We start from the raw sequence: 17,831 nt of genomic DNA, 5'->3' as shown, positions 1-17,831 counted from the left end.
GCCAGTTGACGCCGCCCGGCAAAGCGCAAGAGCGTAGCCGGGCGGCGTCGCACTGTCCGCCGTTTTCGGCAAAACCCCAGGCGCAAACGGGGTGTGAGCTTTCACACGCAACGAAGAATTGCCTTGCGGTGTCGGCTTCCGGCAGAGTCTTGCTTCCGTCAGGCCCCGCATGCGACACATCCGCACCACAACCGGTGCACAGCAACACACAACTCAAGACCTGTCCGTCGCATGCCGCCCGCGAGCACAACGCGGCATCTCCCCCCGGGGAGATGCCCACCGGGCCCGCGCCTCCCGTGACCCGATCAATGGGGAGGCCAGCGCCAGGGGCACGATTGCGCTCGCGAGGTCACCTAAGCGGGCATGCTGGAAGGAAACCGTGTGAGCCGGATCTCGGTCCGGGGATTCGCAGTCGCCTCGGCTACTGCGGTCACCACCGTCGGCGCCGTCGTCGGCGTCGCGTCGGGCAACACTCAGCCCTCGGGCGACAACCTCGAGGCGACCGCTGCCGACACGACGCTCCTCGCGGACATTCCCATGGGCGAGCAGGCCCAGATCCAGGTGTCGTCCCTGACGCAGCAGGCCGACGCCCAGGCCGCCGCCGCGGATGCGGCCGCGAAGAAGTCCGCCGAGGAGTCGGCCCGTATTCAGGCCGCCAAGACCGCCGAGGCGAAGAAGGCAGCCGCCGAGGAGAGTGCGGAGAAGGCTCGCGAGGAGGCGCAGGCGCGCGCCAACCGCGACGCCGTCCGCGACGCGTCCAGCTTCGCCGCGCAGTCGTCCTACACGGTCGCGCAGGTCCAGGCGATGGCGCGCCAGATGGTGCCCGCCGATCAGTTCCAGTGCTTCAGCAACATCGTCGACCACGAGTCGAGCTGGAACTACCGGGCGCAGAACCCGTCTTCCGGTGCCTACGGCTTGATGCAGGCACTTCCGGGCTCAAAGATGGTTTCGGCCGGTGCCGACTGGCAGACCAATCCGGCGACCCAGATCAAGTGGGGCCTGAACTACATGGACAGCCGCTACGGCAGCCCGTGCGGCGCCTGGTCGTTCTGGCAGGCGAACAACTGGTACTAGTCGGGTACCGGTTCGCCGGTCGCTCAACTTTCCGGAGCCCCTCACCGTCCTACGGTGAGGGGCTCCGTGCGTGTACGGTCGGCATCCGGTACTCCCGGGCGGTGCCACACCCGTGCCCCTGAGGGCACAAGGGAGAGCGGCGGGGGAAGAGGAAGCATCATGTCGAAGGTTCCAGGATGGCTCGGCCGAGTGGGCGCCGAGCTGACCCGGATGGGAGAGCGCTTGGAAGAGCGCCGCAGCGAGGGCGCGGTGGACGCCGACGGTGACCTGCCCGACGCCGTAGCGCCGCCCGAGAGTGTTCCGCCGCCGCCTTCCTACGCACCCGCGGTGGCGGCGAAGCCCGACCCGGTCGCCGCGATCCCGTGGGGCATGCGGGTGGCGGCCGAGGCGGGCTGGCGACTGCTCGTACTGGCGGGCACCCTCTGGGTGCTGATGAGGGTCATCAGCGCCGTGCAGCTGGTGGTGCTGGCGTTCGTGGCGGCTCTGCTGGTCACCGCGATGCTCCAGCCGACCGTGGCCCGGCTGCGCAGGCTCGGCCTGCCGCGGGGTGTCGCCACCGCGGGGACGGCGATCCTCGGCTTCGTCGTCATGGGGCTGGTCGGCTGGTTCGTGGTCTGGCAGGTCATGGAGAACCTGGACAACCTCTCCGACCGGGTCAGGGACGGCATCGAGGAGCTGAAGCGCTGGCTGCTCGACAGCCCCTTCCATGTGACAGAGAGCCAGATCAACGACATCGCGGAGAACCTCAGCGACACGATCGGCACCAACACGGAGGAGATCACCACCGCCGGTCTGCAGGGCGTGACCGTGATGGTCGAGGTGCTCACCGGGATACTGCTGGCGATGTTCTCCACGCTGTTCCTGCTGTACGACGGCAAGCGGGTGTGGCAGTGGGTGCTGAAGCTCGTCCCGTCACAGGCGCGCCCGGGAGTGGCGGGTGCCGGCCCGCGCGCCTGGCGCACATTGACCGCTTATGTGAGGGGCACGGTGATAGTCGCGCTGATCGACGCCATCTTCATCGGCCTCGGGATCTACTTCCTCGACGTCCCGCTGGCCGTGCCGCTCGCCGTGTTCATCTTCCTCTTCGCCTTCATCCCGCTCGTCGGCGCGGTGGTCTCCGGCGCTCTCGCGGTCGTCGTCGCGCTGGTCACCCAGGGCGTGTTCACCGCCCTGATGGTGCTGGTCGTGGTCCTCGCCGTACAGCAGCTCGAGGGCCATGTGCTGCAGCCGTTCATCCTCGGCCGCGCGGTGCGGGTGCATCCGCTCGCCGTGGTCCTCGCCGTCGCGTGCGGCGGCCTGGTCGCCGGCATCGGGGGCGCGGTGGTCGCGGTGCCGCTGGTGGCCGTGACCAACACGGTGGTCGGCTATCTGAACGTGTACGGCAGGGAGCAGGCGCTGAGACACTCGCCGCCGCCGCACGGGTCGACCTCCCTCGACGCGGCGGCCGGCCCAGCGCCGGACGCGCCCGAGCAGCCCCCGGCATCGGAGGGACAGCAGTGATCTCGGAACCGGAAATGGTGCCCGAGGGGCATTTCGGCGCGGCCGAATTCCCCTCGCAGCGGCCGTCGTCCGACGACCTGGTGGCGGCGGACGGCGAGCCCGCCGCTCCGCGTCGCCCGCCACGCCCCGCGTGGCTGTGGGCCCTCGGCGGCGCGGCCGTCGCGTCGGCGGTGTGGGCGGGCGGGCTGTACGTGTACGGGACCGCCGACCCGGACCTCGGCGGCTACCGGACCAGCCGGGATCTCTGTCTGGACGCGGAGTTGAAGGCCCTGACGGCGGCCATCGGCGAACGTACGGGAGATGAACGGGGATCGGCCTGGGACAGCACGCACCGGACCCTCGACGAGGCGGTGTGCGACACCGACCTCGAGCCGAAGGGGTACGAGATCCCGGTGGACGAGGACGGGAACGAGATGGGCTCGCTGCCCTCGGTGTCGGTCGGCTACACCCTGCACAAGAAGACCGACCCCGGCCCCGAGTTCGAGGGCAACGTCAAGGCACGGCGCGACATGTTCGGCGAGCAGAGCGTGATCCGCCGCGTCGACGGTCTGGGGGAGCAGGCGTTCGTGCTCCGGGACAGTGAGGGTGTTGGAATCCAGCTGGAAGTGCTGGACGGGCAGGCGGTCCTGAGGCTTTCGCTCACCAGCTACTGGGACGGGGAGTCGGGAGAGCCCGCGGTCGATCTCTCCGAGGTCGAGCCGCTGCTGGTCGAGGACATGAGAGCGCTGATCGTCAAGTTGAAGAACTGACGCATCGGGTCGGCCTGACAGGCGTCAGCAGCATCGGTGATCAAGTGCCCCGCTGTCGGGCGCAGTGCCCGCAACCGGAGCTGGATCACGCTCCGTGCGGTGTAACAGGGTTGCGTCCGGTTCCAGCCAAGGAATTCCCTTCTCGTCAGTGGCAAAGGCTTTCCATGCGCCCCCAGCGCCGCGGGCACACGGCGGCGCGGCGATGGGAGGAACATCGCCTCGGGGCGGGACACCGGGCAGAACTCGTTCGACCCGCCCCGTGGCCCCCTCCCGGACACCCGCCTCAACTCGTCCGTTCTCACCGCCATGCAGACGGACGTCGGCAAGTACATGGAGTCGATCGGCTTCCCCAATGACGGGGCCTTCAGGTCGCATACGCACGAGGTGTGCTTCCGGGCGGTGGTGATATGGCGGGACTGTATGGATGACGACCAGTTCGCCATACCCACCGTCCCGCTGATCCACATGTGGAACGCGGACGGGGCCCCGGGCAACATCTTCGAAGAGAAGCTCCTGCGCCCCATGCGCCTGGACTACACGGAGAGCGAGATATTCCAGATTCTGCGCCGGTACCAGGGGCCGGCCGACTCGGAGGCCACACCCCACGCCAAGCAGAGGATGGCGCTGTGCCAGATCATGGAGAAGTACAACTCCATCTCCCGGAACGTCTGACAAGCTCCATCGCATGACAGACGCTTCCAGCGACGTCTACATCGGCCTCGTGCTCCTTCTGAGTATGGCGGGTCTCGTCGTCACACCGTGGCTCGCCGTCCGTGGAGTGGTGTTGCTGACCCGTCGGGGCGCCAGGCGGACAAGGCACACAGCCCTCAAGGGCGCTGCTTTCATGGCCTGGGCATGTGCGGTCGGCGTGTACGCCTGCGGCGTACTGCACCTCTTGTTCCTGGATGAGAGCAGCCAAGCCCTGGCGTGCAGAGAGAGATTGAAAGCGGAGCAGGCCACGTACGTCGACGGATATGAGTACTCCTTCATTCCCTTGCGGTTCAGGTGCCGTGTCACGACCGGGCAGACGTACGAGGCTGTGGTGCCCGGTTACGTGAATCCTGCGACAGGCATCCTCGGAGTAACTGCCGCTGCCCTGACACTCGCTGCGCGCTCCCACAACCAGCATGAGGAGACCAACAAGTGACCGTGTCCGGTACGGCGGTACGGATCCGGCCGGGCTCGTATCCTTCCGGGGCTCGCGGGGGCTTCTGTCCCATGGAGGAGTTGGTCGTCCGGGACTCCTGGCAGAGTGCGAGGGCGTGGTGCGCTGGGGCGGCGACGACAGCAAGCCGGACGAGTCGCTGTTCTACATCGACGTGCCGCCGGGCGACGAGCGTCTCATCAAGGTCGGGGCGAAGATCCGCGGCTGGACCTATACGCCCGGCCGAGGCTCGGGTGTTCTCGTGGACCCCCTCCAGCCGCGCGCCGCAAGGCCGCCGAGCGGCTCGCTGCCCAGCAAGCCTGAATCCTTTGCTCGAACGGAGCCCCGCAGGCGGCGGGGCTCCGCATGTGAGGGGCCCGCCGACCGTGTCCGGTTCGGCGGGCCCCTGCTCAGCCTTGTTCCTGGTCGCTACTACTCGGCCATGACGGCCTCGGCGTCCAGCGTGGTACCCACGGCCTGGATCACCGCGGCGATCTTGACGGCCTCCTGGATCGTCTCGCGGTCCACACCGGCCTTGCGCAGCACCTGCTCGTGCGAGTCCAGGCACTGGCCGCAGCCGTTGATGGCGGAGACGGCGAGCGACCACAGCTCGAAGTCGACCTTCTCCACGCCCGGGTTGCCGATGACGTTCATCCGCAGACCGGCGCGCAGCGTCCCGTACTCCGGGTCCGACAGCAGGTGCCGGGTCCGGTAGAAGACGTTGTTCATCGCCATGATCGCGGCGGCCGACTTGGCAGCGGCGTACGCCTCCGGCTTGAGGTTGGACTTCGCCTCCGGCTCCAGCTCACGCAGCACCCGCGGCGAACGGGAAGCGATCGCGCAGGCCAGCACGGTGCCCCACAGCTGCTGCTGCGGAAGCTCGCTGTTGCCGATGACCGAGCCGAGGTTCAGCTTCAGGTCCTTGGCGTAGTCCGGTACGGCGGCCTTCAGCTCGTCGAGGGACATGGGTCACTCACCGGCCAGCAGCGCGACGGCGTCGAGGGTGTTCTCGCCCTTGCTCCAGTTGCACGGGCACAGCTCGTCGGTCTGCAGGGCGTCCAGCACCCGCAGGACCTCCTTGGGGTTACGGCCGACGGAGCCGGCGGTCACCATGGTGAACTGGATCTCGTTGTTCGGGTCGACGATGAAGACGGCGCGCTGGGCGAAGCCGTCCTCGCCCTCGATGCCGAGGTCCCGCATCAGCTCGTGCTTCGAGTCGGCCATCATCGGGAAGGGCAGGTCACGCAGGTCGGCGTGGTCCTTGCGCCAGGCGTGGTGGACGAACTCGGAGTCGCCGGAGAAGCCGAGGATCTGGGCGTCACGGTCGGCGAACTCTTCGTTCAGCTTGCCGAACGCGGCGATCTCGGTCGGGCAGACGAAGGTGAAGTCCTTGGGCCACGCGAACACGACCTTCCACTTGCCCTCGTAGGACTTGTGGTTGATCTGCTCGAACTCCTTGCCGCTCTCCAGCGAGACGCAGGCGGTCAGCTCGAACGTGGGGAACTGGTCACCGACAGTGAGCACGCGCTCTCCTTGCGGAACAGGATTTCCCTTTTGGGGTCATCCGGTGGGGTTGGACGGATCTTGATAGTGGCACAGGGGGCATTGATCGCGGAAATAGCTAGACTCGGTCATGGCGATCGGAGGTAGTTATCAGTGGTATCGATGAACAGGGTCAAACAGCCGAGCCTCGCACAACTGCGCGCCTTCGCTGCTGTGGCCGAGCATCTGCACTTCCGGGACGCGGCGGCAGCAATCGGGATGAGTCAGCCGGCGCTCTCCGGCGCGGTCTCGGCGCTCGAGGAGGCACTCGGTGTCCAGCTCCTCGAGCGTACGACCCGTAAGGTGCTCCTCTCGCCGGCCGGTGAACGGCTCGCGGTACGGGCCAGGGCCGTGCTGGATGCCGTCGGTCTGCTGATGGAGGAGGCGGAAGCGGTACGGGCCCCGTTCACGGGTGTGCTCCGGCTGGGGGTGATCCCGACGGTCGCGCCGTATCTGCTGCCGACTGTGCTGAAACTGGTCCACGAGCGGTACCCGGAGCTGGACCTCCAGGTCCACGAGGAGCAGACCTCCTCCCTGCTGGAGGGGCTGTCGGCGGGACGGCTGGACCTGCTGCTGCTCGCGGTGCCGCTGGGCGTGCCGGGCGTCACCGAACTTCCCCTCTTCGACGAGGACTTCGTGCTGGTCACGCCGGAGGACCACTGGCTCGGCGGCCGCCACGACATCCCGCGCGAGGCGCTGCGCGAGCTGCATCTGCTGCTGCTCGACGAGGGCCACTGCCTGCGGGACCAGGCGCTCGACATCTGCCGGGAGGCCGGCCGCACGGAGGGCGCCCCGGTGACGACGACGGCCGCCGGTCTGGCCACGCTCGTCCAGCTGGTTGCGGGCGGCCTCGGCGTCACGCTGCTGCCGCGCACGGCCGTCGACGTCGAGACGGGCCGCGCCGGCCGCCTCCAGACCGGCTGGTTCACGGACCCGGCCCCGTCGCGGCGTATCGCCCTTGCGATGCGGTCGGGGACGGCGAGGGGCGGCGAGTTCGAGGAGTTCGCGGTGGCGTTGCGGGAGGCGATGCGGGCGCTTCCCGTGCGGGTGGCTGCTTGAGGGGCGTTTCCGCCTGCCTTCCCGCTGTGCCGAATTGCGGCTCCGCCGCGTGTGTGGGCGGAAGTTTCCGGGCCTGGCCCCGCTTCGGGCGGTGCCCGGGGTGCCGTACCGGGGCTGGATCACGCGCCGTGAGACCGGCCTCGCCGAGAGTGTTCCCCCTGCGCCTGGCGGCTGAGGAGGTGCCCGCGCCCACGGCCGCCAGGGCTCGCGCTGCTCACCGGCCGCGCCGCCGCCGGCATCCTGGACGCCCGGCGCGCCGAACATCTGCGTCTGATGCGCGTCCTCGCCGACCGCGAGCGCCCGCGCCGACCAGCTCAATCTGCGACCACGCGCTGTTCCGTCTCGAAGCCGATCTGCGCCGGCTGGATCCGACCGCCGCCCGGCTCGACCAGCTCGCCGCGGAGGTTCGCGCGTGATGTTCTCGCCGCTCGCCGCTCGTCGCCGGCGAGCCGCTCAAGTCCTTCGGTGCGACCACCGCGCTCGATGGTGCCGCGTTCTCCATCCACCCCCGGCAGGTCGTCGCCCTCATGGGCCCTCCGGCTCGGGGTACGTCGACCCTGTTGACGCCGGCGGTGATGCTGCTGCGCCTGCCGTTGCTGTGGCGTCTGATGCGGCCGGAGGACCTACGGGCAAAGTGACGGCGGGTGGGGCGCCACCTGCGGCGGACTGCCCGCGCCGCCACCGCCGGCGAAGCTGGGTTTCGCCGCGCAGTCAGCCCGTCCGGCGGCCCCGGACACGCTCGAAGGACGGTACGGCATCCGGGCCTTGCCCCCGTTCGGGACGGGGTACCGCCAACGCCGCCAGGCGCAGGGGAGGGGGAGTGCGGGCGGGGGAACGACTCCGCGCGGCGGCCCCCCCGACGGCGGCCCGGCCCTACGGCGTCGCGTCCCCCGGCCCCGGCCCCGCCGGTGGCGTCTTCGGTGGGCGTCCCCGCCGGGTGATCGGCCGCGCACCGCCCGGCAACCGTCCCGCATCGGCCAGCGCCCGCCGCAGCAGGAACTCGATCTGCGCGTTCGTGCTGCGCAGCTCGTCCCCGGCCCACCTGGCCAGCGCCTCGTAGACCGCCGGGTCCAGTCGCAGCAGTACCTGTTTGCGCTCGGAGGGGGGCGGCGGTGTCACTGGTAGAGCGTGCCCGTGTTGAGGACCGGCTGTGCCGCCCGGTCGCCGCACAGCACCACCATCAGGTTGGACACCATCGCCGCCTTGCGCTCGGAGTCCAGTTCGACGATGTCCTGCTCGGCGATCCGTACCAGGGCCGCCTCGACCATGCCCACCGCGCCGTCGACGATCTGGCGCCGGGCGGCCACGACAGCGCCCGCCTGCTGGCGCTGCAGCATCGCGGAGGCGATTTCGGGTGCGTAGGCGAGGTGCGTGAAACGGGACTCGATGATGTGGACACCGGCCGCCTCGACCCGCGCGTGCAGCTCGGCGGCGAGCTTCTCCGTGATCTCCTCCGCGTTGCCGCGCAGCGACAGGCCCTCCTCGTCATGAGCGTCGTACGGGTACTCGATGGCGATGTGCCGGACCGCCGCTTCGGTCTGTGTGGAGACGAACTCGAGGAAGTCGTCCACCTCGAACATCGCCTGGGCGGTGTCCTCGACCTTCCACACCACCACCGCGGCCAGCTCGATGGGGTTGCCGTACGCGTCGTTGACCTTCAGTACGGCCGTCTCGTGGTTGCGTACGCGGGTCGAGATCTTGGCCCGTGAGGTGAGCGGGTTGACCCAGCGGAGCCCGTCCGTGCGGATCGTGCCGCGGTAGCGGCCGAAGAGCTGGACGACGCGGGCCTCACCGGGCGCGACCATGTTGAGGCCGCACATGGCGAGGAACGCGGCGATGCCGATCAGGATGCCGAGGACGATCAGTACGGCCTTGGAGCCGGCGGAGTCGAATGCCGTCGCGGTGACGACGAGTGCCACCCCGGCGGCCAGTCCGAGCAGTCCGAGCAGCAGGGCGAGGCCGCCTCCGATGCTGTGGGCGGAGAACTCGCGCACCCGCGGCTGTGGCATCTCCGGTACGTCGGCCGGGCCCTTGTCGTGGTCGATCGCGCTGGTGGCAGGCATGGACATCCCCGTTTCTGTGTCTCGTACGCCTCTGCGGGTCCCTAGCAGAGTGATATCACTTTATCGTATGTGGCAACCCTGTGTGCCGTTCGTGAGTCGGTTCCCATGACACGAGGTGCTGATTCTCACGTCCGGAAAAGGGCGGATCGATGCCTCTTTGTCTGCATGACCGGTGTTAACTTTCTGAGCTGATTCCGGACAGACACCCACAGCCGACAGAGCGGAGCGACGAAGCGATGGGCCGAGCGGAAGCGCGACAGGCCCGGCAGCGCGGTGCGCGCCGGGCGAAGAAATCCGGGCCCTCGGGCATACGCCGCTTCTTCACCTTCAGGAAGATCCTCGGCACGTTCTTCGGCCTGTGCCTGCTGGCGATGGGCGCGTTCTTCGTGGCCTACATGCTCGTCCCGGTCCCCGAGGCGAACGCGCACGCGAAGCTGCAGAGCAACGTCTACAAGGACAGCGACGGCAAGATCCTCGCCCGGACCGGCGAGGTCAACCGCGAGATCGTCGGCCTGTCCAAGATCCCCAAGGAGGTCCAGTACGCCTTCGTCGCCGCCGAGAACAAGACCTTCTTCGAGGACTCCGGCGTCGACATCAAGGGCACGGTTCGCGGCCTGAAGAACACCGTCACCGGTCAGGGCAAGCAGGGTGGCTCGACGATCACCCAGCAGTACGTCAAGAACTACTACCTGACCCAGGACCGGACGGTCACCCGCAAGCTCAAGGAGCTGGTGATCTCGCTGAAGGTGGACCGGAACAAGGAGAAGAGCGAGATCCTCGCCGGTTACCTCAACACCAGTTACTTCGGTCGCAACGCGTACGGCATCCAGGCCGCCGCCCAGGCGTACTACGGCGTCGACGCCGAGCAGCTGAACGTCTCCCAGGGCGCCTACCTCGCGTCGCTCGTCCAGGCCCCCAGCCGCTTCGACTGGGCGGTCGCCTCCGACGAGACCAAGGAGGCGGTGACCAACCGCTGGAACTACGTGCTGAACAACATGGTCGAGGAGAACTGGCTCGACAAGAGCACCCGCGACGGGCTGAAGTTCCCCGTTCCCAAGGCGCCGAAGGCTGCGTTCGGCCTCGGCGGCCAGGTCGGGTACATCGTCGACGCCGCCAAGAAGGAACTGATACGCCAGGGGCTCGACGAGGCGGACATCGACGCCGGCGGCTGGACGTTCACCCTGAACATCGACTCCAAGCGCCAGAAGGAACTGGAGAGGGCGGTCCAGGAGCAGTTGGAGGACGAGCTCGACCGCAAGGGCAGCAAGGTCGACGCCACCGTGCAGGCCGGCGCCACCTCCGTCGACCCGGAGTCGGGGAAGGTCGTGGCGCTGTACGGCGGGGTCGACGCCACGGAGCACTGGCTCTCCAACGCCACCCGTCGCGACTACCAGCCCGCCTCGACCTTCAAGCCCGTGGTGTTCGCCTCCGCCCTGGAGAACGAGTCCGAGACGCAGGACGGCGACCCGATCGGCCTCAACACGATGTACGACGGCACCAGCAAGCGCCCGGTCGAAGGCAGTGACACCTCCTTCGCGCCGCAGAACGACCTCGACAAGAGCTATGGCCCCGTCACCGTGCAGACGTCGCTCAACCGGTCCATCAACTCCGCGTTCGCGCAGATGGCCGTCGACGTCGGTCTGGACGAGGTGAAGGAGACAGCGCTCGAATTGGGCGTCCCCGACGTCAACTTCCCGGAGCGCCCCGCGATCGCACTGGGCACCATGGGCGCCTCCACATGGGACATGGCCGGTGTCTACGCCACCCTCGACAACCACGGCAAGAAGGTCACTCCGACGATCGTCGCGAAGGCCGAGCACAAGGACCGGGAGTTCGAGGTCCAGGACCCGATCGGCAGCCAGGTGATCAGCCGCGAGACGGCCGACACCGTGACCGCTGGCCTCACGGGCGTGGTGAAGAACGGCTCCGGCATCGCGGCGAAGTCGAGTGCCTACGAGGCGGCCGGCAAGACCGGCACCTCGGAGAAGAACCGGTCCGCCTGGTTCGCGGGCTTCACCCCCGAACTCACCACCGTGGTCGCTCTGTTCGGTGAGTCGCCCAAGGACGGCGGTGGCCAGGTCTCCCTCACCGGCACGGCCGAGGCCGGCCGCGCCAACGGTGGAGGCTTCCCCGCCAGGATCTGGGCCGACTACACGGTGGGCGCGCTGAACGGCGGCTCCGACGCCGAGTTCGACCTGGACGTGGCGGAGATCGCCGCCCCCGACCCGGACCCGACGCCGACGGACACCGGGACCGAGAGCGAGGACCCGGACCCGACGCCGACGGACACCGGCACCGAGAGCGAGGACCCGGACCCGACGCCGACGGACACCGGGACCGGGGACCCGGCCCCGACGGACGAGGCGCCGATCACGCCGACCTTGACACCGCCGACGGGGACCTTCACCCCGCCGGTCGAGACGGGCGACGGCGAGGACGAAGCGAACCGGGACGAGGAACGCCGCCCGCTGAATCCCTGAGCGGCCGTCAGGACACACACGGCGGCGCCCGCACCCGAGGACCTGGGTGCGGGCGCCGCCGTGTGCGGAGTCGGCCGCCGTTGACCTTCACCGGCCTCGGCGACACCACGGTGGATCGCCCTGCGGGTGGCCGCCTACGCGCGGGCCGGCAGCTCGAACCAGACGACCTTGCCCGTGGACAGCCGTGTCGCGCCCCATCGCCGGGCGAGGCGGTTCACCAGGAACAGGCCGCGGCCGCCCTCGTCCGTGTCCCGCGCCCGCCGCTGCCTGGGCAGCTGCGGTGAATCGTCGCCGACCTCGCAGCGCAGCACATCGGTGCGCAGCAGCCGCAGTGTCACCGGCCGCTCCGCGTACCGCACGGCGTTGGTGACGACCTCGCTGACCAGAAGTTCCACCGAGTCGGACAGCTCCTCGAGGCCCCAGCGGGCCAGGGCCCGGCGGGCGAGGCGGCGGGCGCGGCCCGGCGCCGCGTCCTCCGGCTCCAGGAACCAGTAGGCGACGTCGCTCGGCGCGATCCCGTCGAAGCGGGCCGCGAGCAGCGCGATGTCGTCGTCGCGGTCGCCGGGGCCCAGCATGTCGAGCACGTCGTCGCAGAGGGCCTCCAGCGGCGGCGAGTGGTCCGGGCCGGTGAGCTGCGCGGTGTCGGCGAGCCGCTCACGGAGCTGCTCGATGCCCGTCCACACGTCGCGCAGCCGTGACTCGACCAGTCCGTCGGTGTAGAGCAGCAGCGTCGCTCCGGCCGGGGCGTCCAGCTCCACGGCCTCGAAGTCGACGCCGCCGACGCCGATGGGCGCGCCGGGGGGCACCCGCAGCACCTCGGCCCGCCCGCCCAGGTGCAGCAGGATGGGCGGCGGGTGTCCCGCGTTGGCGATGGTGATCCGGTGCGAGACCGGGTCGTAGACCGCGTACAGGCAGGTGGCCATGCGGTCGGTGCCGAGCCGTTGGGCCTGCTCGTCCAGGTGGTGCAGCACCTCCTGCGGCGGCAGGTCCAGGCCGGCCAGCGTCTGGGCCGTGGTCCGCAGCTGGCCCATGATCGCGGCGGAGGTCATGGAGTGGCCCATGACGTCGCCGACCACCAGAGCGACCCGGCTGCCGGGCAGCGGGATCGCGTCGTACCAGTCGCCGCCCACGCGGGCCGTCTCCGCCGCCGGAAGGTAGCGGGAGGCGAGCCGTACACCGGTCGGTTGGGGCAGGGAGTCGGGCAGCATCGTGCGCTGCAGCTCGTCGGCGATGTACGCCTCGCGGCCGTACAGCACCGCCTTGTCGATGCCGAGCGCCGTGTGGGTCGCCAGCTGGGCCGCGACCAGCAGGTCGTTCGGCTCGAAGGCGGGCCGGTCGGGGCGGCGCAGGAAGACCGCGGCGCCGATCACCCGGCGGCGGCCGCGCAGCGGGGCGAGTATCGCGCGGTGGCCGGTCGGCACGGAACGGCCGTCGCCGAGCAGCTCGGGCAGGGCAGCGCGGGCCGCGGCGGAGTCGCCGAAGACCGGCCGCACCCCGCGCAGCACCTCGGACAGTGCCCCCCCGGAGCGGACCTCGCACAGCTCGGGGGCCGGTACGGGGTCGATCCCCGCCTCCAGCAGCGGCATGGCACCGGCGACGCCCTGGTCCGCGTCGTCCGCGTTCAGACGCAGCCTGTCGGTACGGCGCAGGCGCAGCACGAACGGGGAGATCGGCCGCTCGTCGCCCACCGGCAGCGGGTCACGGAGATAGACGAGGATCGCGTCCGAGAAGGTCGGCACCGTGGCCCGGCACAGGCCGAGGACGATCTCGTCGAGGTCGATGCCGCGAGCGATCCGCCGCGTCGCCGCTCCCACGAACCGCAGCCGGTCGCCCTCGCGTCTCGCCGTTCCCGCGATGTCCTGGGCCTGCAACTGAGCTGCGTGCACCTGGGGCTGAGTCTGCGGCTGAGGCTTCGGCGGCGGCCCGGCGGGCGCGGGAGAGGCCCCGGCCGCCTGCGCCCGCGGCCGGGTGCGTTCCTGGGGCCGGGCAGCGAGCGGCTGCCGGCCTTCGTGGGAGGTGGGATGCTCCGTCACGCGTGGGATTCCGTCCATCCGGGCCGGTTGTGCGATGCAATCGCCTCGAGGGGCGGTATACCCGCTCTGGGGGTGACGTCGACAGGGTGGCGGGCTTCCGGCACAGCTCAACCCCCTGTTGTGACTGACTCGTGTCTCGTCCGAGATGCTGGGTGACTGGACGCTCTGTGACTGGTCGATGACTTGCGGTCAGGGCCCTCTGCTCCTGCTCCCTCGTACGGCGCAGCCTTGCGGACGACGATCCTACGTTTGACCCCAGGGGGCGCATCAAGAGTCTCACGAGGTCGTACAAGCGGGAGCGTAATCCCGTCCGGAACCGGCCACGGAGCTCGAATCAGGCCGCCTGACGCCCCGGAAGGCGGTCCCAGTCGGCCGGCAGGACCGGTACCCGCCAGCCCGGGTCCGGTCGCCAGTGCTCCCAGCCGTCACAGAACGGCGCGCCCCAGGAGCGGATCACCTCGACCGCCGCCCGGCCCGCCTCCTGCACGGCCCGCGCGGTCCGCGCGTCCATCAGGCCGACCCGCTGCGCCTGGTCGAACTCGTCCTCGTCCCGCCACAGCCAACTGCGGTCCGGGTAGACGGAGATGTCGAGGAAATGATCCTCCGAGTCGACGCCGCCCGACCAGCGGGTGCGCGGCTCCTCGAGGTTGACGTACCAGCTGCGGAACTGCCAGCCGTGCTCCCAGAAGAGCCACACCGACCAGGGCAGGCCGGGCTGGGCCAACTTCAGCACGCCGTTGCCGGTCCAGCGGGCGCGGGTGGTGGTGCGCGGTGCGGTGTAGCGGGTGGCCAGTGGCTCCTCGTGGACCGGCGTGCCGTCGGCGAGCTGCGGCTTCACGCATTCGGTGCCGGGGGCCATCCACACGGCGAGCAGTTCGTCCGTGTCCTGGACGACCGTCACGGGCCGGCAGATGTGGAAGGCAGCGCCGCCCGCCGGAGCCGGCGCATGGCCGCGGTAGCGCCAGAGGATGTGGTCCCCGGGCTCCCAAAGTGCCCTGCGTTCCGGGTCCGTCCTGCGCTGGTCCGTCCTGCCCGTGTCGCGTGCCGGGCCTCCCGTGCCTGTCATGAGCAGATCTTAGGAGTTCGCCGGGATCCACGCTGCGACACGTGTCACCGGCCGTGTCACGGATCCGGCCTCAGGGGTGGGTCATGCGCAGCACGTCGAGCGCCTCGTCCAGCTGCTCCAGGGTCAGCTCCCCGCGCTCCACATAGCCCGACTCGAGCACCACTTCGCGGATGGTCCGGCGCTGGGCGAGCGACTTCTTGGCGACCTTCGCCGCCTCCTCGTACCCGATGTACTTGTTGAGGGGGGTGACGACCGAGGGGGAGGACTCCGCGTACTCACGGGCCCGTTCGGCATCGGCGGTGATGCCGTCGACGGTGCGGTCCGCCAGCAGCCGCGAGGCATTGGCCAGCAGCCTGACCGATTCCAGCAGGTTCTTGGCGATCACCGGGAGCATGACGTTGAGTTCGAAGTTCCCGGCCGCGCCGGCCGCCGCGACGGTGGCGTCGTTGCCGGTGACCTGGGCGGTGACCATCAGCACCGCCTCGGGGATCACCGGGTTCACCTTGCCCGGCATGATCGACGAGCCGGGCTGGAGGTCGGGGAGGGCGATCTCGGCGAGACCGGTGCGCGGTCCGGAGGCCATCCAGCGAAGATCGTTGCAGATCTTTGTGAGCGAGACCGCGACCGTACGGAGCTGGCCGGACGTCTCCACCAGCCCGTCGCGTGCGCCCTGCGCCTCGAAGTGGTCGCGGGCCTCCGTCAGCGGCAGTCCGGTCGCGCGGGCCACCTCGGCGATGACGGCGGCGGAGAACCCGGGCGGCGTGTTGATGCCGGTGCCCACGGCCGTGCCACCCAGGGGCAGTTCGGCGAGGCGCGGCAGCGAGACCTTCAACCGCTCGATCCCGTAACGGATCTGCGCCGCGTACCCGCCGAACTCCTGGCCCAGGGTGACGGGGGTGGCGTCCATCAGATGCGTACGGCCGGCCTTCACCACCGCCGCGAACTCGGTGGCCTTGCGCTCCAGCGAGGAGGCCAGGTGGTCCAGTGCGGGGATCAGGTCGCGCATGAGGGCCGCGGTCGCCGCGATGTGGATGGAGGAGGGGAAGACGTCGTTGGACGACTGGGAGGCGTTCACATGGTCGTTGGGATGGACGTCGCGGCCGAGCCGTTCGGTGGCCAGGGTCGCGATGACCTCGTTGGTGTTCATGTTGGAGGAGGTGCCGGAGCCGGTCTGGAAGACGTCCACCGGGAAGTGCTCGTCCCATCGTCCCTCCGCGACCTCCTCCGCCGCCTGCGCGATCGCGCGGGCGATGTCCTCGTCGAGCACGCCGAGTTGGGCGTTGACCTGCGCGGCCGCGGCCTTGATACGGGCGAGTGCCTCGATGTGCGAGCGCTCCAGGTGCTGACCGGAGACGGGGAAGTTCTCGACCGCACGCTGGGTCTGTGCCCGCCACTTGGCGTGGGCGGGGACCCGCACGTCGCCCATGGAGTCGTGCTCGGTCCGGTACTCGCTCGCGTCGCTCATCGTGTCGTACCTCCTGAAAAAGTTGAGCACTTGTCTCGTTCTGTCTATTCCCAACTGCGCTACCCGCCAGTAAATACCCCGAGTAACCACAACTCGGGGAGGCGCAATGAAAGGCACCGTTCCCAGACTTCGACTCCGCCGCACCCTCGCGGCCGCCGCCCTCGCCACCGTCCTCGGCGGCCTGGCCGTGGCCGCTCCCGCCGCCGCGGAGCCCGCCGGCCCGGCGGCCGTACCCCTGACCGCCTTACCACTGCCGGCCGAGCTCGAGGCGGTCCGGGCTGCCGAGGCCACCGCACTCTACGGCGACCCTGCCCAGCGACCGCTCGCCGACCGCATGACCGGCCTGATCTCGCTCGGCGACAGCGAGATCTCCGGCGAGGGCACGGGCACTTACGAACCCGGCACCAACGGGCCCGACAACTGGTGCCACCGCTCGCCCGACGCCGCCATCCACCGCACCGGCATCGCGGCGGACGTGACCTACAACGTCTCCTGCTCCGGCGCCTCCACCGCCAACATCCGCATCGGCGGCAGCAAGCAGTACGCCGACGAGCTGGTCCAGAGCGACAACCTCGCCGTCAAGGCACGCAACACCCGCATCAAGATGGTGGTGCTCGTCGCCGGCGCCAACGACGACCTGCAGTTCGGGCCCGTCATCACGGACTGCGTCACCCGCTGGTTCACCTTCCAGGGGGCCTGCGCCCCCAAGTACCGGCCCGGCTGGCAGGCCAGGGTAGAGGGACTCGTGCCCAAGGTGGAGGCGACCGTACGCGACCTGCGGACGGTCATGCGCGACGCCGGGTACTCCGACTCCGACTACAAGCTGGTCGTCATGGGCTACCCCGGCCCCATCGGACCCGACATCCGCGACAACCCGCGCTACCCCGGCAAGATCCCCGGCGGCTGCACCGGCTACGACGAGGACGCCGCCTGGGCCCGTGACGGCGCGGTCCCCGCCTTCGAACGCGGCATGCGCGAGGCCGCGCGGAACACGGGTGCCGTCTTCCTCGACAACTCCCGCCTCTTCCACGGCCACGAGGTCTGCATGGACGACCCGTGGGCGCGCGGGCTCTACATCGACGTCACCAACCCGTTCCCGCCGGACGCCAACTCGGTCCGGCAGTCCTTCCACCCCAACGTCCGGGGGCACGCCGCCTTCGCCTCCTGCCTGACGCAGATCTACAACTCCTCGCTGCGCGAGGCGGGTTGCGCGGACGTCTCGTCCAGCGGCACGCCGCGCCTGTTCCCGGCGGCGTGGGACGACGCCTACCGGCCGCTGAAGGCCGCGTCGGCCTCAGGCCCGTGCGCCGACGTCGCGGGTGCGGTCACGCGCAACGGCACGGCCGTGATCGGCTGGGACTGCCACGGCGGGCGCAACCAGGGCTGGTGGTACGACACCACCCGCCGCTCACTGCACACCGAGCTGTCCCAGGACCGCTGCCTCGACATCCCGGGCGGCGAGTACCGCGAGGGGGCGGAGCCGGCGGTGTGGAACTGCCACGGCGGCGCGAACCAGCAGTTCGTCCGCACCGGCGGCACGATTCGGCCGGCGTCGGCGCAGTCCCTGTGCGTGACGTTCCCCGCGGTGGCGGGTGACGCTGTCCGCCTGTCGCGGTGCGACGGCTCGGCGGAGCAGCGCGTGGCGTAGGCGGGGGC

At 70.0% G+C, this 17,831-nt stretch carries 15 protein-coding genes and 3 pseudogenes; 11 read left to right on the top strand and 7 right to left on the bottom strand.

Annotated elements, in window-relative coordinates; all coding sequences use genetic code 11:
* Positions 1–381: 381 nt before the first annotated feature.
* The 6 genes and pseudogenes from IE198_RS18485 to IE198_RS35290 all read left to right on the top strand — a co-directional run.
* Positions 382–1,074, top strand: coding sequence for an aggregation-promoting factor C-terminal-like domain-containing protein (locus IE198_RS18485; RefSeq protein WP_189887846.1), 693 nt, complete (start codon positions 382–384; stop codon positions 1,072–1,074).
* 159 nt (positions 1,075–1,233) lie between these two features.
* Positions 1,234–2,574 carry an AI-2E family transporter gene (locus tag IE198_RS18480; RefSeq protein ID WP_189887844.1) on the top strand — a complete coding sequence of 447 codons (1,341 nt, stop codon included), beginning with the start codon at positions 1,234–1,236 and terminating at the stop codon, positions 2,572–2,574.
* Positions 2,571–3,323 (top strand): hypothetical protein, encoded by a 753-nt coding sequence (locus IE198_RS18475; RefSeq protein ID WP_189887842.1) that lies wholly within the window; start codon positions 2,571–2,573, stop codon positions 3,321–3,323. Before IE198_RS18480 ends, IE198_RS18475 begins: the two co-directional genes overlap by 4 nt.
* Before the next feature lie 306 nt (positions 3,324–3,629).
* Positions 3,630–3,995 carry a hypothetical protein gene (locus IE198_RS18470; RefSeq protein ID WP_229834063.1) on the top strand — a complete coding sequence of 122 codons (366 nt, stop codon included), beginning with the start codon at positions 3,630–3,632 and terminating at the stop codon, positions 3,993–3,995.
* Positions 3,996–4,008: 13 nt separating this feature from the next.
* Entirely contained in the window at positions 4,009–4,470 is a 462-nt protein-coding gene (locus IE198_RS18465) for a hypothetical protein (protein ID WP_189887840.1), read from the top strand.
* A gap of 5 nt (positions 4,471–4,475) precedes the next feature.
* Positions 4,476–4,791: pseudogene (locus tag IE198_RS35290) on the top strand (hypothetical protein); the annotation flags it as partial.
* Between the two features lie 108 nt (positions 4,792–4,899).
* On the opposite strand, the gene IE198_RS18460 reads toward IE198_RS35290, so the two are convergent.
* Entirely contained in the window at positions 4,900–5,433 is a 534-nt protein-coding gene (locus IE198_RS18460; protein ID WP_189887838.1) for an alkyl hydroperoxide reductase, read from the bottom strand.
* A 3-nt stretch (positions 5,434–5,436) separates the two neighbouring features.
* Entirely contained in the window at positions 5,437–5,991 is a 555-nt protein-coding gene (locus IE198_RS18455; RefSeq protein ID WP_189887836.1) for a peroxiredoxin, read from the bottom strand.
* A gap of 141 nt (positions 5,992–6,132) precedes the next feature.
* On the opposite strand from IE198_RS18455, the gene IE198_RS18450 reads away from it, so the two are divergent.
* From IE198_RS18450 to IE198_RS35280, 3 genes and pseudogenes are all read left to right on the top strand, one after another.
* Positions 6,133–7,068, top strand: coding sequence for a LysR substrate-binding domain-containing protein (locus IE198_RS18450; RefSeq protein ID WP_189887834.1), 936 nt, complete (start codon positions 6,133–6,135; stop codon positions 7,066–7,068).
* A gap of 204 nt (positions 7,069–7,272) precedes the next feature.
* Positions 7,273–7,484 (top strand): annotated as a pseudogene (locus tag IE198_RS35285) (PadR family transcriptional regulator); the annotation flags it as partial.
* A 12-nt stretch (positions 7,485–7,496) separates the two neighbouring features.
* Positions 7,497–7,631: pseudogene (locus IE198_RS35280) on the top strand (ABC transporter ATP-binding protein); the annotation flags it as partial.
* Between the two features lie 310 nt (positions 7,632–7,941).
* On the opposite strand, the gene IE198_RS18440 reads toward IE198_RS35280, so the two are convergent.
* Both IE198_RS18440 and IE198_RS18435 read right to left on the bottom strand, forming a co-directional pair.
* Positions 7,942–8,187: a type II toxin-antitoxin system antitoxin gene (locus tag IE198_RS18440; protein WP_189887830.1), complete on the bottom strand. Its 246-nt coding sequence runs from the start codon at positions 8,185–8,187 to the stop codon at positions 7,942–7,944.
* Complete coding sequence (locus IE198_RS18435) at positions 8,184–9,131, bottom strand: SPFH domain-containing protein (RefSeq protein ID WP_373299887.1); 948 nt, start codon at positions 9,129–9,131, stop codon at positions 8,184–8,186. The genes IE198_RS18440 and IE198_RS18435 overlap by 4 nt, the downstream gene beginning before the upstream one ends.
* Before the next feature lie 236 nt (positions 9,132–9,367).
* Here IE198_RS18435 and IE198_RS18430 point away from each other — a divergent pair, with 236 nt between their 5' ends.
* On the top strand, positions 9,368–11,611 hold the full coding sequence (locus tag IE198_RS18430) for a transglycosylase domain-containing protein (RefSeq protein ID WP_189887826.1): 2,244 nt from the start codon (positions 9,368–9,370) through the stop codon (positions 11,609–11,611).
* Between the two features lie 134 nt (positions 11,612–11,745).
* On the opposite strand, the gene IE198_RS18425 is transcribed toward IE198_RS18430, so the two are convergent.
* The 3 genes from IE198_RS18425 to IE198_RS18415 form a co-directional block, all read right to left on the bottom strand.
* Complete coding sequence (locus tag IE198_RS18425; RefSeq protein WP_189887824.1) at positions 11,746–13,644, bottom strand: SpoIIE family protein phosphatase; 1,899 nt, start codon at positions 13,642–13,644, stop codon at positions 11,746–11,748.
* A 334-nt stretch (positions 13,645–13,978) separates the two neighbouring features.
* A complete protein-coding gene (gene fomD, locus IE198_RS18420) occupies positions 13,979–14,710 on the bottom strand; it encodes a cytidylyl-2-hydroxypropylphosphonate hydrolase (RefSeq protein ID WP_189887822.1) in 732 nt (243 codons plus the stop codon).
* A 70-nt stretch (positions 14,711–14,780) separates the two neighbouring features.
* Complete coding sequence (locus IE198_RS18415) at positions 14,781–16,175, bottom strand: class II fumarate hydratase (protein WP_189887820.1); 1,395 nt, start codon at positions 16,173–16,175, stop codon at positions 14,781–14,783.
* A 106-nt stretch (positions 16,176–16,281) separates the two neighbouring features.
* Between IE198_RS18415 and IE198_RS18410 the strand changes: the two genes are divergently transcribed.
* Positions 16,282–17,823, top strand: coding sequence for a ricin-type beta-trefoil lectin domain protein (locus tag IE198_RS18410; RefSeq protein ID WP_189887818.1), 1,542 nt, complete (start codon positions 16,282–16,284; stop codon positions 17,821–17,823).
* Positions 17,824–17,831: the final 8 nt, after the last annotated feature.

Origin of the sequence: Streptomyces xantholiticus, from assembly GCF_014651015.1 — a bacterium.
Classification (GTDB): domain Bacteria; phylum Actinomycetota; class Actinomycetes; order Streptomycetales; family Streptomycetaceae; genus Streptomyces; species Streptomyces xantholiticus.
Note: the sequence above shows the minus strand (reverse complement) of the source record. Positions and strands in the feature narration are given on the sequence as shown.

Excerpts from the sequence above, each read along its gene's own strand:
- IE198_RS18415 (WP_189887820.1), bottom strand. The coding sequence starts at position 16,175 with ATGAGCGACGCGAGCGAGTACCGGACCGAGCACGACTCCATGGGCGAC.
- IE198_RS18450 (WP_189887834.1), top strand. The coding sequence starts at position 6,133 with ATGAACAGGGTCAAACAGCCGAGCCTCGCACAACTGCGCGCCTTCGCT.
- IE198_RS18430 (WP_189887826.1), top strand. The coding sequence starts at position 9,368 with ATGGGCCGAGCGGAAGCGCGACAGGCCCGGCAGCGCGGTGCGCGCCGG.
- IE198_RS18410 (WP_189887818.1), top strand. The coding sequence starts at position 16,282 with ATGAAAGGCACCGTTCCCAGACTTCGACTCCGCCGCACCCTCGCGGCC.
- IE198_RS18465 (WP_189887840.1), top strand. The coding sequence starts at position 4,009 with ATGACAGACGCTTCCAGCGACGTCTACATCGGCCTCGTGCTCCTTCTG.
- fomD (WP_189887822.1), bottom strand. The coding sequence starts at position 14,710 with ATGACAGGCACGGGAGGCCCGGCACGCGACACGGGCAGGACGGACCAG.
- IE198_RS18470 (WP_229834063.1), top strand. The coding sequence starts at position 3,630 with ATGCAGACGGACGTCGGCAAGTACATGGAGTCGATCGGCTTCCCCAAT.
- IE198_RS18460 (WP_189887838.1), bottom strand. The coding sequence starts at position 5,433 with ATGTCCCTCGACGAGCTGAAGGCCGCCGTACCGGACTACGCCAAGGAC.
- IE198_RS18435 (WP_373299887.1), bottom strand. The coding sequence starts at position 9,131 with ATGCCTGCCACCAGCGCGATCGACCACGACAAGGGCCCGGCCGACGTA.
- IE198_RS18480 (WP_189887844.1), top strand. The coding sequence starts at position 1,234 with ATGTCGAAGGTTCCAGGATGGCTCGGCCGAGTGGGCGCCGAGCTGACC.